At 61.4% G+C, this 13,357-nt stretch carries 11 protein-coding genes; 7 read left to right on the top strand and 4 right to left on the bottom strand.

Annotated features, from left to right (window positions below):
- Positions 1–17 precede the first annotated feature (17 nt).
- On the top strand, positions 18–425 hold the full coding sequence (locus LQ231_RS00495; protein WP_113142641.1) for a F0F1 ATP synthase subunit epsilon: 408 nt from the start codon (positions 18–20) through the stop codon (positions 423–425).
- A 113-nt stretch (positions 426–538) separates the two neighbouring features.
- On the opposite strand, the gene LQ231_RS00490 is transcribed toward LQ231_RS00495, so the two are convergent.
- The 4 genes from LQ231_RS00490 to LQ231_RS00475 form a co-directional block, all read right to left on the bottom strand.
- On the bottom strand, positions 539–2,152 hold the full coding sequence (locus LQ231_RS00490; protein ID WP_230169869.1) for a GMC family oxidoreductase N-terminal domain-containing protein: 1,614 nt from the start codon (positions 2,150–2,152) through the stop codon (positions 539–541).
- Positions 2,153–2,161: 9 nt separating this feature from the next.
- Complete coding sequence (locus LQ231_RS00485; protein WP_230169868.1) at positions 2,162–3,379, bottom strand: mandelate racemase/muconate lactonizing enzyme family protein; 1,218 nt, start codon at positions 3,377–3,379, stop codon at positions 2,162–2,164.
- Between the two features lie 67 nt (positions 3,380–3,446).
- Positions 3,447–4,871, bottom strand: coding sequence for an aldehyde dehydrogenase family protein (locus tag LQ231_RS00480; RefSeq protein WP_230169867.1), 1,425 nt, complete (start codon positions 4,869–4,871; stop codon positions 3,447–3,449).
- Positions 4,872–4,969: 98 nt separating this feature from the next.
- Entirely contained in the window at positions 4,970–5,866 is an 897-nt protein-coding gene (locus tag LQ231_RS00475) for a LysR substrate-binding domain-containing protein (RefSeq protein ID WP_230169866.1), read from the bottom strand.
- 182 nt (positions 5,867–6,048) lie between these two features.
- Here LQ231_RS00475 and LQ231_RS00470 point away from each other — a divergent pair, with 182 nt between their 5' ends.
- The 6 genes from LQ231_RS00470 (at position 6,049) to fdhF (ending at position 13,322) form a co-directional block, all read left to right on the top strand.
- Complete coding sequence (locus LQ231_RS00470) at positions 6,049–6,981, top strand: L-lactate dehydrogenase (RefSeq protein WP_230169865.1); 933 nt, start codon at positions 6,049–6,051, stop codon at positions 6,979–6,981.
- Between the two features lie 84 nt (positions 6,982–7,065).
- Positions 7,066–8,001 (top strand): LysR family transcriptional regulator, encoded by a 936-nt coding sequence (locus LQ231_RS00465; RefSeq protein ID WP_113142635.1) that lies wholly within the window; start codon positions 7,066–7,068, stop codon positions 7,999–8,001.
- A 135-nt stretch (positions 8,002–8,136) separates the two neighbouring features.
- Entirely contained in the window at positions 8,137–8,616 is a 480-nt protein-coding gene (locus LQ231_RS00460; RefSeq protein ID WP_113142634.1) for a formate dehydrogenase subunit gamma, read from the top strand.
- The gene (locus LQ231_RS00455) at positions 8,613–10,169 is read left to right on the top strand and encodes an NADH-quinone oxidoreductase subunit NuoF (protein ID WP_230169864.1); all 1,557 of its coding nucleotides are present in this window, start codon (positions 8,613–8,615) and stop codon (positions 10,167–10,169) included. The genes LQ231_RS00460 and LQ231_RS00455 overlap by 4 nt, the downstream gene beginning before the upstream one ends.
- Positions 10,166–10,393, top strand: coding sequence for a DUF4287 domain-containing protein (locus LQ231_RS00450; protein ID WP_230169863.1), 228 nt, complete (start codon positions 10,166–10,168; stop codon positions 10,391–10,393). The genes LQ231_RS00455 and LQ231_RS00450 overlap by 4 nt, the downstream gene beginning before the upstream one ends.
- A 40-nt stretch (positions 10,394–10,433) precedes the next feature.
- Positions 10,434–13,322, top strand: a complete 2,889-nt coding sequence (gene fdhF / locus LQ231_RS00445; protein ID WP_230169862.1) for a formate dehydrogenase subunit alpha — start codon at positions 10,434–10,436, stop codon at positions 13,320–13,322.
- Positions 13,323–13,357: the final 35 nt, after the last annotated feature.

The following is a 13,357-nucleotide window of genomic DNA, read 5'->3' as shown; positions in this document are numbered from 1 at the left end:
TAGAGAAGTGAACGACCATGGCCGACAATTTCAGTTTTGAACTCGTTTCGCCCGAGCGCCTCTTGTTGTCCGAAATGGTCAGCGAAGTGGTGATCCCGGCTACCGAAGGCGAAATGACCGTCATGGCCAATCATGCGCCGACCATGACCACGATCAAGCCGGGTGTTGTCTCGGTGAAGCTCGCTTCGGGCCAGGTCACCAAATACGTGGTTTTCGGCGGTTTCGCCGACGTTCTCCCGACCGGCTGCACTTTGCTTGCCGAATCCGCTGTGCCCCTCTCGGAGGTAACGCCGGACACGCTGAGCAAGCGCATCGATGAGGCCCGCAAGGAGCTGGAGTCGGTTGACCATCACGAACATCGCAGCCGCCTCGAGCATTATCTCGGCGAGTTGACCAACCTGAATGGTATTCTGGTCGCCGCCTGAAAGGCTGAGGCCGAGGGCGAATCGAGGCCCTCCAGACCGGTTGCGAAAAAATGAAATCCGGAAAGCCGAGCGTCGCGAGACACTCGGCTTTTTCTTTGGTCGCTTTGTCGATGCTACCGCGCGTCCTCGAGGATCATCGCGGCCCCCTTCTCCGCGACCATCATCGTCGGCGCATTGATGTTGCCGGCGGTGACGTTCGGAAAGATCGATGCATCGACGATCCTGAGACCGGGCACGCCATGGACCCGCAGGCGCGTGTCGACCACGGACGTTTGGGCGTCCGGCCCCATCGCGCAACTGCCGCAGAGATGGTAGATCGACCCGCTGTTTTGACGGAAATAGCCGAGTAGTTGTTCATCGCTGTTGACCGTCGAAGACGGAGACACTTCCTCCTCGATCAGCGAGGCGAGCGCGGGCGCGGCTGCTATGCGTCTCACCAGGTGGCTACCCTGAATGACGTCGGCAATATCCCTGTCGGTGGAGAGATAGTTCGGCCGGATCAGTGGCGCCGCGTCCGGCGCATTCGATCCGATGGTGATCGTGCCCCGGCTGGTGGGCCTGCAGGAATTGAAGGCGATGAGGAAGCCGGGATAGGGCTCAGGCGCCAGCCCCGCCCGCGGATTGACGGGGATGCGGTAGGACAGCGGATTGAAATAGAGTTGGATATTCGGCCGGGTCTCATCGGCGTCGCCGCGAAAGAAGCCGCCCGCCTGGTTGACGCTCATTGCGAAAGGTCCGCGGCGCGTCAGGAGATACTGCAGCCCGAGCGCTGCCTGGCCAAACAGGCTGGCAAAGGTGCCGTTCAATGTCGGACGGTTGGCGCGATAGTAGAAGCTGGCGCAGAGATGGTCCTGAAGGTTTCGACCGACTGCCGGCAGATGCCGACGTGTCGTGATGCCATGGGAAAAGAGCAACGCTCCGTCGCCAAGACCCGAGAGCTGCATCAGCTTTGGCGTATCAACGGCGCCAGCGGCGAGGATTACTTCGCGCCTCGCGCTGAACGTCCGCAGGGTACCGTGTTGCCGGACTTCGACTGCCTCCACCCGTCCGTCGGCCGAGAGGATCAGCCGTTGGGCAAAGGCATGCCGCTCGATTGCGAGATTGTGCCGCTTCAAGGCAGGCCGCAGATACTCGGCGCTGGAATGCGATCTCTGGCCGTTGCGCGTATTGATGTCATAGACGCCCGCACCCTCGATATCGCGGCCGTTGAAGTCGGGATTGGCGGGCAGGCCGAGTTCCTGACAGGCCTCCAGAAACGCGTCGCTGACAGCATGCGTGCTGCCGCGCATCGGCGTCACATGGATCAGGCCCCTGTCGCCATGATAGTCGGAGGGGCCGTTGCGATGGGTCTCCAGCGCCTTGAAATAGGGGAGCACGTCGTCCGCTGACCAACCGGGATTGCCGGCGGCTGCCCAGTCGTCGAAATCGGCTGGGGCACCGCGGACATAGACCATGGCGTTGATCGAACCGGAGCCGCCCTGGACCTTGCCGCGTGGCACGTAGATCCGGCGGTCGGCCAGTGCGGCCTCCGGTTCGGTCGAATACATCCAGTTGACCTTGGGATTGTAGTAGCTCTTGGCGTAGCCCACCGGGATCTTGAACCAGAAGCTGTCATCCTTGCCGCCGGCCTCGATGAGAAGAACGCTGTAGCGTCCGCTCTCGCTCAGGCGGCTGGCCAGAATGCAGCCGGCCGAGCCGGCGCCGACAATGACAAAATCGTAGATCATGACGGATGTTCAGCCTTTTGCCGGCGCGAAGGCTTTGACGTCGGCGTGCTCTGCCGCCATCTGCAGGTGCAGGCGATCGCCGGTGTAGGGCGAATGCCGTTTGACCACGGCGAGATCAAGTTCGATGCCCAAGCCTGGCTCGCGCGACGGGATCAGGTATCCGTCGTCAAAGGCCAGCTTCGTCTTCAGGACCTCGCCATGGAAGCCGCCAAAATCGATGATGGCTTCGTGGATGAGGAAGTTCGGCGTTGCCGCCGAGAGCTGGATGCTGGCAGCGGCGCCCACCGGTCCATTGTAGAGATGCGGCGCGATCTGGGCATAGAAGGTCTCGGCCATGCCGGCGATCTTTTTGGCCTCCAGCAGGCCGCCGACGCGGGCGACGTTCATCTGCAGAATGGAGGCGGCACCCTCAAGCAGCACGCGCTGGAATTCGTATTTGGTCGTCAGCCGCTCACCGGTCGAGACCGGGATCGAGGTGGCGCGGGCGACTTCCGCCATGGCGGCTTCCTGGCCCGGCGGTACCGGTTCCTCGAACCACATCGGATCGTATTTTTCCAGCCGCTTTGCCAATCGGATTGCTGAGGACGGTACCATCTGGCCGTGGGTGCCGAAGAGGATATCGGCACGGCTGCCGACAGCTTGCCGGATCCGGGCGCAGAACTCTTCGCAGCGGTCCATGACCCCCAGTGACAATTGATGGCCGGAATAGTTGGTGTAGGGACCGGCGGGATCGAACTTCAGCGCGGTAAAGCCCATCTCGACCATGCGCACGGCTTCGTCAGCCGCCAGGTCGATGTCATTGTAGTCGTAGTCGCCGGCCGCATTCTTCGGGTAGAGATAGGTATAGGCGCGCAGCTTTTCGTGCACGGTGCCGCCGAGCAGATCGGCGACCGGCCGGCCAGCCGCCTTGCCGATGATGTCCCAGCAGGCGATTTCCAGGCCGGACACTATGCCCATCATCGTTGGGTCGGGACGCTGGGTGAAGCCGCTCGAATAGGCAGCGCGCCAGAATCGCTCGATCTGGTGCGGATCATGGCCTTCCAGATAACGCTGGAAGACATCGTCGATCAGCGGTACCAGGGCGGTGGGATGGAAGGACGTCGCGTAGATCTCGCCGATGCCCCTGATGCCGCAGGCCGTCTCCAGTTCGACGAAGATCCAGTACATGCCACCGACATGCGGTGGCGGGACGGCGACGACGTAAGTGTTCAACGACGCGATCTTCATGGATGTTTCCTGGATTTTGGGTGTTGGCATTGTGCGGTGGTTGAGGGTCTGTGCTTGTGGGTCTCGCCTAATGTTTCAGGATCACGAGGCGGGTCTGGGTGAATTCCAGCATGCCGTGCTTGCCATCGTCGCCGCCGAGGCCCGATCGTTTCCATCCGGCGTGGTAGCCCTGATAGGGATCGGCCGGGAAGCGGTTGATGTAGAGTTCGCCGGCCTCGATCTCGTTCGCGGCCTTCATCACCTTGCGATAGTTTTCGGAAAACAGCACCGAGGCGAGGCCGAACTGGTGGTCGCTGGCCATGGCAAGGGCGTCGTCGAATTCGTCGTATGGGATGACGGCGAGAACTGGGCCAAAGACTTCTTCGCGGACGATTTCCATGTCGTGGCGGCAGTGCGAGAGCAAAGTCGGCGGATAGAAATAGCCCTCGCCGGCGGGCACGAAGCCGCCCGTCTCGATGATCGCGCCGTCCGCTCTTGCCCGTTCGACCATGTGATGGACGCGCAGGCGTGCAGCCGCATTGGCCAGCGGCCCCATCGCATCCGGGCTTTTGCCGCGATCGCCATACCGGCGGTCATGGAATGCGATGCGCAATCTGACAAGCAGATCCTCGTGCACCGATTGATGCACATAGAGACGTTCGACGGAGGTGCAAACCTGGCCGCAATGGGCAGTCTTGGCTGCCAGCACCATGCGGGTCACCGCATCCAGATCGGCATCGGGCTCGACGATCACCGGTGTCTTGCCGCCGAGTTCCAATGAAGGCTTTGCGATGTTGGTCTTGCAGTATTTCAACACGGTCTGGCCGGCGACGACGCTGCCGGTCAGCGTGATCATACCCACCTGCGGCCGTGTGCACATCACTTCGGCTACGTCGTGGCTCATGGTCATGATGTTGACGAGGCCGGTCGGCAAATCGGCTTCGAGCAGAGCCTCGGCAAAAACGAAGGCGGAGGTCGGCGTAGTGTTGCTCGGGCGCACGACCACCGCATTGCCGGTGATCAGGGCCGGGGCAATCTTGCGCACGAGCGTGTAGATCGGAAAATTGAACGGGATGAGACAGGCGACCACGCCGATCGGCGCACGTTTCAGCATCAGCGTCTCGTCCGGCGTGTCGCTCTCGATCACTTCGCCTTCGACACGGCGAGCCCATTCGGCATGATAGCGCATCAACTCGACACCGTAGATGGCTTCGGCGGTCGCATCTGCGAGGCTTTTGCCGCTTTCGCGGGCAAGCGCCTCGCCGATCTTGCCGGCATTGCGCTCGATTGCGTCCGCCAGCCGGCGCATGACATTGCCGCGCTCGATCGCGGGCAGTCTGCCCCAGCTTTTCTGCGCCGCTGCTGCATGATTGACCGCTGAGATGACATCCGCTTCCGTAGCGGCGGGAACCGACGCAAAAACGTCGCCGTCTGTAGGGTTGCGAACTTCGATTACGGGGCGGCTTTCCAGCTCGACGAAACGGCCGCCAATGAAATTGCGATACTCGGTCATGGCCATCTCCTGCAGCGATACTGTCGCCAAGTAGGGGCCGCAGATGCCGGCTTCGCAAGCGAGTTATTGTCGGGCTAATCATTCCAAAATGGAATGTTTCAATCCGTGCCCAGCTCTGTCGTCAGCCATTGGCGAAACGCCGAGGCATTGGCGCTCTCCGGTTGTTCGGCGCGGGTGACCAGCCAATAGGATTCATGACCCTCGACCTCGACATCCATGACCTGAGTCAATTGGCCGGAACGGATGAGGGACTGCACCATGAAACGGTCTGCGACGGCAACGCCAAGCCCGTTGCATGCTGCCTCAACGGCCATATCCAGCAGGTCGAATTCCAGTCCGCCGCGGGTGCTGGTATGACTGAGATCGGCGGCATCCAGCCAGCGCTGCCATGTCAGGTAGCGCTGGTCGGCGGAAGCGAGAACATGCAGAAATGTCAGGTCGGACAGATCGGTCGGCTGGCCGTCCGGCTTTGCGCGCAACAAATGCGGTGCACAGACGGCGATATGGCGCTCGGTCATCAGCAGTTGCGATTTCAGCATCGGCCATTCACCGTCGCCGAAGCGGATGGCGCAATCGAGAATGCTGCGTTCTGCGAGGCTATCTTGCAGTTCGGTGGTGATGCTGATCTCGATGTCGGGCATGAACGCCCGCAGGCTAGCCAGTCTCGGCATCAGCCAGCGCTTGGCAAAGGTCGGCGGCACATTGATGCGCAACCTGCGCTGGTTGCTCTTTTCCATGATGCCGCGCACGGCAAGTTCGACATTGTGAAAGGCCTGCTGCAGGGTCGCCAGAAGCTCGACGCCGGACGGCGTCAGCTCGAGGTGGTGATGCTTGCGAATCACCAGGGTTTCGCCGAGCTGCTCTTCGAGATTGCGGACCTGGCGGCTGACGGCGCTCTGGGTGAGGTTCAACCGGTCGGCCGCGCGGGTGAAGCTGCGGGTCTGCCCGACCACTTCGAACACTTTCATGGCCGAAAGCGCCGGCAATTTTCGCATGATCGTTCCTGTCTTCCTGCCGTCGCAAAGGTTTGTTCCGAATCATATAAGCAGAGACGGAGCGCGCCCGTCACCCAGTTTCGGCGTTTTTCATCCCTGATTGTCGAATGCAATTGAATGCAACGGGGCAGCCGTTGAGATAGTCTGCGGGTCGTCGTTCGCAACAACAGGGAGGTTGGCGCATGAAAGTCGGAATCGTGGGTGCCGGCATGGTCGGCAGTTCGGCGGGTTATGCCCTGGCGCTGATGGGCATTGCCAGCGAGATCGTCCTGATCGACCAGAATAGTGCCTTAGCGCTTGCCCAGGCGGAGGATATCTCGCATGCGGTTCCCTTCATGTCGTCGACGACGGTGAATGCCGGCGGCTACAAGGATCTGGAGGGGGCGGGCGTCGTCATTCTCGCCGCCGGTGTCAGCCAGAAGCCTGGCGAGACGCGCCTGGAACTGCTGGAGCGCAACGCCGCCGTGTTTCGCGCGGTGTTGAGCGAGGTGCTGCCGGTTGTACCCGAGGCGATCCTGTTGATCGCGTCCAATCCCGTCGACATCATGACCCAGATCACCACGCGCATTTCCGGTCTTCAACCTCAGCGCGTCATCGGGTCCGGCACGATCCTCGACACGGCACGTTTTCGCAGCCTGATCGGTCGGCATCTCGGCATTTCGCCGCAATCTGTCCACGCCTATGTGCTGGGCGAACACGGCGACAGCGAAGTTCTGGCCTGGTCGAGTGCACGGGCTGGATCGGTTTCGCTTCATTCGTTTGCCGAGCAGGTCGATCACCCTCTGACGGAGGAGATTCGGGCTTCGATAGACGATGGCGTGCGCAATGCCGCCTACAAGATCATCAACGGCAAAGGATCGACCTATTACGGCATCGGCGCGGGACTGGCCCGGATCGTCAAGGCGATTGCGCAGGATCACCGCGATGTGCTGTCGGTGTCGATCGTGACACCGGAGGTGGCCGGTGTTCGCGACGTGGCGCTCTCCATTCCGCGGGTGATCGGCGCCGCCGGCGTGATGACGGATCTGTTTCCGGATCTCGACGAGCAGGAGCACGCTGCCTTGAACCGAAGCGCGTCGCTCCTGAAGGGGCTGGCGGATTCTGTTCGGTTATAATCAGCCGGTGTTTGCCGCATGGCGGCTGGCGAGGTATCCGTTCGGGCATGAACTGCGTCCATGGAAAGCCCATAAGGTCTGGCAATGATCGACAAGCTTGAATTCTTTATAGCGTTGGCCCGTGAGAAGCATTTCGGCCGGGCCGCCGAGGAATGCGGCGTGACGCAGCCGACATTGTCAGCGGCCATCCGTCAGCTTGAGGATCAGCTTGGCGTGATGCTGGTCCAGCGCGGTTCACGGTACCAGGGCCTGACGCCGGAGGGACAGCGGGTCCTCGAATGGGCGCGCCGGATCGTCGGCGACACGCGGACCTTGCGCGAGGAAATGCGTGCCGCGCGGCATGGTCTTGCCGGGCATATCCGGCTTGCGGTCATTCCGACGGCCCTGGCGATGGTCCAGCGATTGACGGAGCCCTTTCAGCAGCGGCATCCGAATGTGACGTTTTCCGTCCTGTCGCGCACATCGCTGCAGGTTTTGAGCCTGCTCGAAAATCTCGAGATCGATGCCGGCATCACGTATCTGGACAATGAACCGTTGGGCCGGGTAACGAGCGTGCCGCTCTACAGCGAGCGTTATCATCTGATCGCCGCTGTCGGAACGCCGCTTGCGGATCGAGATTCGGTGACCTGGAGCGAAGTGGCCGAGCTCCGCCTCTGTCTGCTGACCGCCGACATGCAGAACCGCCGGATCATCAACCAGCATATGGCCGAGGCGGGGGTAACACCCAGGCCGACGCTCGAATCCAATTCGATGATCGTGCTGTTCTCCCACATCCGCACCGGGAAATGGGCGTCGATCATGCCGCGGAACGTCGCCGAATCCTTCGGGTTCACCGAGGCGATCCGGATGATACCGATCACCGATCCGGATGCGCAGCACCTGGTCGGGCTTGTCGCGACGCATCGCGAACCGCATACGCCACTGGTGTCCGGCCTTCTGCACGAGGCCCGTCTGCTGGTTGCGGCCCAGGCCTTCGATAGATTTTTTCTATCGACCGACGAAACAGCTGCATTGACCTGAGCCCGGCAACACGGTCATCCTGAACATCAGATAACGTTGGCGATTTCTGTCAGCGCTGTATTTCACCGAAAATGCGAGGCGGCAGCCCCGGTGCACTAAGATCTGGATGGCTTGTCGGTTTGGGAGGACTGGCACATGAATATTCGGGCGATTGCCGAAGATGAGGCAATCCGTATCTCGTCGATCATTGAGGATCTGAAGCATCTGGAAGGTCCGATGCTGCCGATCCTGCACGAGATTCAGGCCGTTTTCGGCTTCGTTCCCGAGAGTGCCAAGCCGCTCATCGCCAAGGCGCTCAATCTGTCGCGCGCCGAGGTGCATGGCGTGGTCACCTTCTATCACGATTTTCGCGATCATCCGTCCGGTCGACATGTGCTGAAACTCTGTCGCGCCGAGGCTTGCCAGTCGATGGGTGGCGAGCCTCTTGCAGAAAAGCTGCTGTCCCGGCTGGGCATCGACTGGCATGGGACCACGGCCGATGGGGCGATTACCGTCGAGCCGGTTTTCTGTCTCGGCCTCTGTGCCCAGGCACCGGCAGCCATGCTGGACGATGAACTTTATGCAAGGCTGGACGAGCACTGTCTGACCGACATCGTTGCGGAGGCACGCCGATGAGCGTTACCATTTTTGTCCCCCGTGATTCAGCCGCTCTTGCCGTCGGCGCCAACCGCGTTGCTGCGGCCATCGAGCGGGAAGCCGCTGCCCGTGGTCTCGACGTTGCGATCGTTCGCAACGGTTCGCGCGGCATGCTCTGGCTTGAAGTCCTGGTCGAGGTTCGCACGGAAGCCGGCCGTATCGCTTACGGCCCGGTCGCGCCAGCGGATGTTCCGGGCCTGTTTGATGCCGGGTTTCTCAACGGTGGCGTGCATCCGCTCTGTCATGGTGAAACGAAGGAAATTCCGTTCCTCAAGGGTCAAACACGGCTTACCTTCTCCCGGTGTGGTGTGACGGATCCGTTGTCGCTGGACGACTATCGCCATTATCAGGGCCTGAAGGGCCTGGAAAAGGCGATTGCGCTTTCACCGGCCGATATTGTCAGCCAGGTGACCAATAGCGGTCTCCGTGGTCGCGGCGGAGCGGGTTTCCCAACCGGCATCAAATGGAAGACGGTGGCTGACGCCAAGGCGGAGCAGAAATACATCGTTTGCAACGCCGACGAAGGCGATAGCGGTACGTTTGCCGACCGGATGATCATGGAGGGTGATCCCTTCGTGCTGATCGAAGGCATGGTCATTGCCGGCATCGCCACCGGCGCGACCAAGGGCTATGTCTATACCCGGTCGGAATATCCGCACGCGATCACGATAATGAACGAGGCGATCACGATTGCCCGCAATGCCGGCATTCTTGGCGCTTCCGTGTTGGGTTCGACTTACGCTTTCGACATGGAAGTGCGCGAAGGGGCGGGCGCCTATGTCTGCGGCGAGGAAACCTCGCTGCTCAACAGTCTGGAAGGCAAGCGCGGCATCGTGCGCGCCAAGCCGCCGCTGCCAGCCTTGCAGGGCCTGTTCGGCAAGCCGACCGTGGTCAACAACGTCATGTCGCTCGCTTCCATTCCTGTCATCATGGACCAGGGGGCGCAGTTCTACCGCGATTTCGGCGTTGGTCGGTCGCATGGCACGATCCCGATCCAGATTGCCGGCAATATCAAACATGGCGGCCTGTACGAGACGGCGTTCGGCCTGACGCTCGGCCAGTTGATCGATGATATCGGCGGCGGCACGGTGTCTGGCCGGCCGGTCAAGGCGGTGCAGGTCGGCGGGCCGCTCGGCGCCTATTTCCCGCGAGAATTGTTCGATACGGTTTTCGACTATGAGGCATTCGCTGCGCGCGACGGACTGATTGGCCATGCCGGGATCGTTGTCTTCGACGATACCGCCGACATGCTGAAACAGGCCCGTTTTGCGATGGAATTCTGCGCCATCGAAAGCTGCGGCAAGTGCACGCCCTGTCGCATCGGTTCGACGCGTGGTGTCGAGACGGCCGACAGGATTGCGAAGGGCATAGAACCGGAAAAGAACCGGGAACTGCTGACCGATCTCTGCAACACGATGAAATTCGGCTCCCTCTGCGCGCTGGGCGGCTTCACGCCATATCCGGTGCTGAGTGCGATGAAGCATTTCCCAGCCGACTTTGCGCCGGCACCGTTGGTGGAGGCGGCAGAATGAGCGAGCCGAACACAGTCAAGGGTCCCGCATCCTACTTCCCGTCGATCGAAAAGACCTATGGGCAGCCGATCGACCACTGGATTGCGCTGATACGTGGTCAGTCCGGTCTAACGCATATGCAGATCGTCAATTGGCTGAAGCAGACGCATGGCCTGGGGCATGGTCATGCCAACGCTCTCGTGGCGCATACGCTGGCCGAGACCAAACAAGCTGGAGGGAACTGACTATGGGCAATCTTTCCAATGATTTCAAAGGAGCCTTCTGATGGGTCTCGTTCCGGAAATTGACTATGGCACGCCGGCATCGCGTGCCAGCGAGACCGTCACGCTGACCATCGACGGTCGCGAGATCACCGTTCCCGCCGGGACCTCGATCATGCGCGCCTCGATGGAAGCCGGCATCCAGGTGCCGAAGCTCTGCGCGACCGACATGGTCGATGCCTTCGGGTCCTGCCGGCTCTGTCTGGTCGAGGTCGAGGGCCGCAACGGCACGCCCGCATCCTGCACGACCCCGGTTGCCGCCGGCCTTGTCGTCCATACTCAGACGGAGCGGCTGAAGCAGATCCGCAAGGGTGTGATGGAGCTTTATATCTCCGACCACCCGCTCGACTGTCTGACCTGCGCTGCCAATGGCGATTGCGAGCTGCAAGACATGGCCGGCGCCGTCGGCCTGCGTGATGTGCGCTACGGCTATGAAGGTGACAATCATGTCAAGGCGCGAACCGGTGCCGGTGGTAGTGAGGTCAATGCCCGCTACATGCCGAAGGACGAGAGCAATCCGTATTTCACGTATGATCCAGCCAAGTGCATCGTCTGTTCGCGCTGCGTGCGCGCCTGCGAGGAAGTGCAGGGTACGTTTGCGCTGACCATCGAGGGACGTGGTTTCGGCAGCCGTGTGTCACCTGGCGCGCATGAAGACTTCCTATCGTCCGAATGCGTTTCCTGCGGTGCCTGCGTTCAGGCCTGTCCCACCGCCACGCTGACCGAGAAGTCGGTCATCGCCATCGGCCAGCCGGAGCATTCCGTCGTCACCACCTGCGCCTATTGCGGCGTCGGCTGTTCGTTCAAGGCGGAAATGCGTGGCGAAGAGCTGGTGCGCATGGTGCCGTGGAAAGACGGCAAGGCCAATCGCGGCCATTCCTGCGTCAAGGGACGGTTTGCCTATGGTTACGCAAGCCACAAGGACCGTATCCTCAATCCGATGGTGCGCGAAAACATCTCCGACCCCTGGCGCGAAGTGACCTGGGAAGAGGCCTTTGCCCATATCGCGGCGGAGTTCAAGCGCATCCAGTATCAGTACGGTCGCGAGGCGATCGGCGGCATCACCTCGTCGCGCTGCACCAATGAAGAAACCTATCTGGTGCAGAAGCTGATCCGCGCCGGCTTCGGCAACAACAATGTCGACACCTGCGCCCGTGTCTGTCATTCGCCGACAGGCTATGGCCTCGGCCAGGCCTTCGGTACGTCGGCGGGCACGCAAGATTTCGACAGCGTCGAACATTCCGACGTGGTCGTGGTCATTGGCGCCAATCCGACGGATGGCCATCCGGTGTTCGGCTCGCGGCTGAAGAAGCGGCTGCGCCAGGGGGCAAAGCTGATCGTGATCGATCCGCGTCGTACCGATATCGTCCGCAGCCCGCATATCGAAGCGGCGTTCCACCTGCCGCTGAAGCCTGGCACCAATGTTGCCGTCATGACCGCCATGGCGCATGTCATCGTGACCGAGGGTCTGTTCGCCGAGGCTTTCATTCGCGAACGGTGTGACTGGTCGGAATTCGAAGACTGGGCGTCCTTCGTCGCCGAGCCGCAGCACAGCCCGGAGGCGACGGAAGCCTTCACCGGCGTTCCGGCTGCGGACCTGCGCGGTGCGGCTCGTCTTTATGCGACCGGTGGCAATGGCGCGATCTACTACGGTCTCGGCGTCACCGAACACAGCCAGGGCTCGACCACCGTCATGGCAATTGCCAACCTCTCGATGGTGACCGGCAATATCGGTCGTCCGGGTGTCGGCGTGAACCCGTTGCGCGGCCAGAACAATGTCCAGGGGTCCTGCGACATGGGCTCCTTCCCGCATGAGTTCCCCGGCTACCGTCACGTGTCGGACGATGCGACGCGCGACACGTTCGAGAAGCTTTGGGGCGTGACGCTGAGCAACGAGCCTGGCCTTCGCATTCCCAACATGCTCGATGCGGCCGTCGATGGCACCTTCAAGGGCATCTACATCCAGGGCGAGGATATTCTCCAGTCCGATCCGGATACCAAACACGTCTCGGCTGGTCTCGCCGCGATGGAATGTGTGGTCGTGCATGACCTCTTCCTCAATGAGACGGCGAACTACGCGCATGTCTTCCTGCCGGGTTCGACCTTCCTCGAAAAGGATGGCACCTTCACCAATGCCGAGCGCCGCATCAACCGCGTGCGCAAGGTAATGAGCCCGAAGAACGGCTACAGCGACTGGGAAGTGACGCAGAAGCTTGCCCAGGCGATGGGGCTCAACTGGGCCTACAGCCATCCGTCCGAAATCATGGACGAGATCGCCGCGACCACACCGAGCTTTGCCAAGGTCTCCTATGACTATCTCGAGAAGATGGGATCGGTGCAGTGGCCCTGCAACGAAGCGCATCCGGAAGGCTCGCCGATCATGCATACCGATGGTTTCGTGCGCGGCAGGGGTAAGTTCATCCGCACCGAATATGTCGCGACCGACGAACGCACCGGGCCGCGCTTCCCGCTGCTTCTGACCACCGGTCGGATCCTGTCCCAGTACAATGTCGGTGCGCAGACGCGGCGGACGGAAAACACGGTCTGGCACGATGAGGACCGGCTGGAAGTGCATCCGCATGATGCCGAACAGCGCGGCATCAAGGATGGCGACTGGATCAAGCTGACCAGCCGTTCGGGGGACACGACACTGCGTGCTTTGCTGACCGATCGCGTCTCGCCGGGCGTGGTCTACACCACCTTCCACCATCCCGACACGCAGGCCAATGTCATCACCACGGACTTCTCCGACTGGGCGACAAATTGCCCGGAATACAAGGTGACCGCCGTCCAGGTTTCGCCGTCGAACGGGCCGACCGAGTGGCAGGAGGACTATGACGAACTATCGCGTCGCTCTCGCCGTATCGTCGGTAAGCTTGAGGCTGCGGAGTAACGCATGGAAGCGTCTTCGGCTCCCGCGACTGGACG

The sequence above is a fragment of the Rhizobium sp. CECT 9324 genome (assembly GCF_918741265.1).
In the GTDB taxonomy this organism is placed as follows: Bacteria; Pseudomonadota; Alphaproteobacteria; order Rhizobiales; family Rhizobiaceae; genus Allorhizobium.
The sequence above is the reverse complement of the archived record's forward strand: the minus strand, read 5'-3'. Positions and strand labels throughout refer to the sequence as shown.

Coding starts and splice junctions, on each gene's coding strand:
- LQ231_RS00495 (WP_113142641.1), top strand. CDS start 18: ATGGCCGACAATTTCAGTTTTGAACTCGTTTCGCCCGAGCGCCTCTTG.
- LQ231_RS00490 (WP_230169869.1), bottom strand. CDS start 2,152: ATGATCTACGATTTTGTCATTGTCGGCGCCGGCTCGGCCGGCTGCATT.
- LQ231_RS00485 (WP_230169868.1), bottom strand. CDS start 3,379: ATGAAGATCGCGTCGTTGAACACTTACGTCGTCGCCGTCCCGCCACCG.
- LQ231_RS00480 (WP_230169867.1), bottom strand. CDS start 4,871: ATGACCGAGTATCGCAATTTCATTGGCGGCCGTTTCGTCGAGCTGGAA.
- LQ231_RS00475 (WP_230169866.1), bottom strand. CDS start 5,866: ATGCGAAAATTGCCGGCGCTTTCGGCCATGAAAGTGTTCGAAGTGGTC.
- LQ231_RS00470 (WP_230169865.1), top strand. CDS start 6,049: ATGAAAGTCGGAATCGTGGGTGCCGGCATGGTCGGCAGTTCGGCGGGT.
- LQ231_RS00465 (WP_113142635.1), top strand. CDS start 7,066: ATGATCGACAAGCTTGAATTCTTTATAGCGTTGGCCCGTGAGAAGCAT.
- LQ231_RS00460 (WP_113142634.1), top strand. CDS start 8,137: ATGAATATTCGGGCGATTGCCGAAGATGAGGCAATCCGTATCTCGTCG.
- LQ231_RS00455 (WP_230169864.1), top strand. CDS start 8,613: ATGAGCGTTACCATTTTTGTCCCCCGTGATTCAGCCGCTCTTGCCGTC.
- LQ231_RS00450 (WP_230169863.1), top strand. CDS start 10,166: ATGAGCGAGCCGAACACAGTCAAGGGTCCCGCATCCTACTTCCCGTCG.
- fdhF (WP_230169862.1), top strand. CDS start 10,434: ATGGGTCTCGTTCCGGAAATTGACTATGGCACGCCGGCATCGCGTGCC.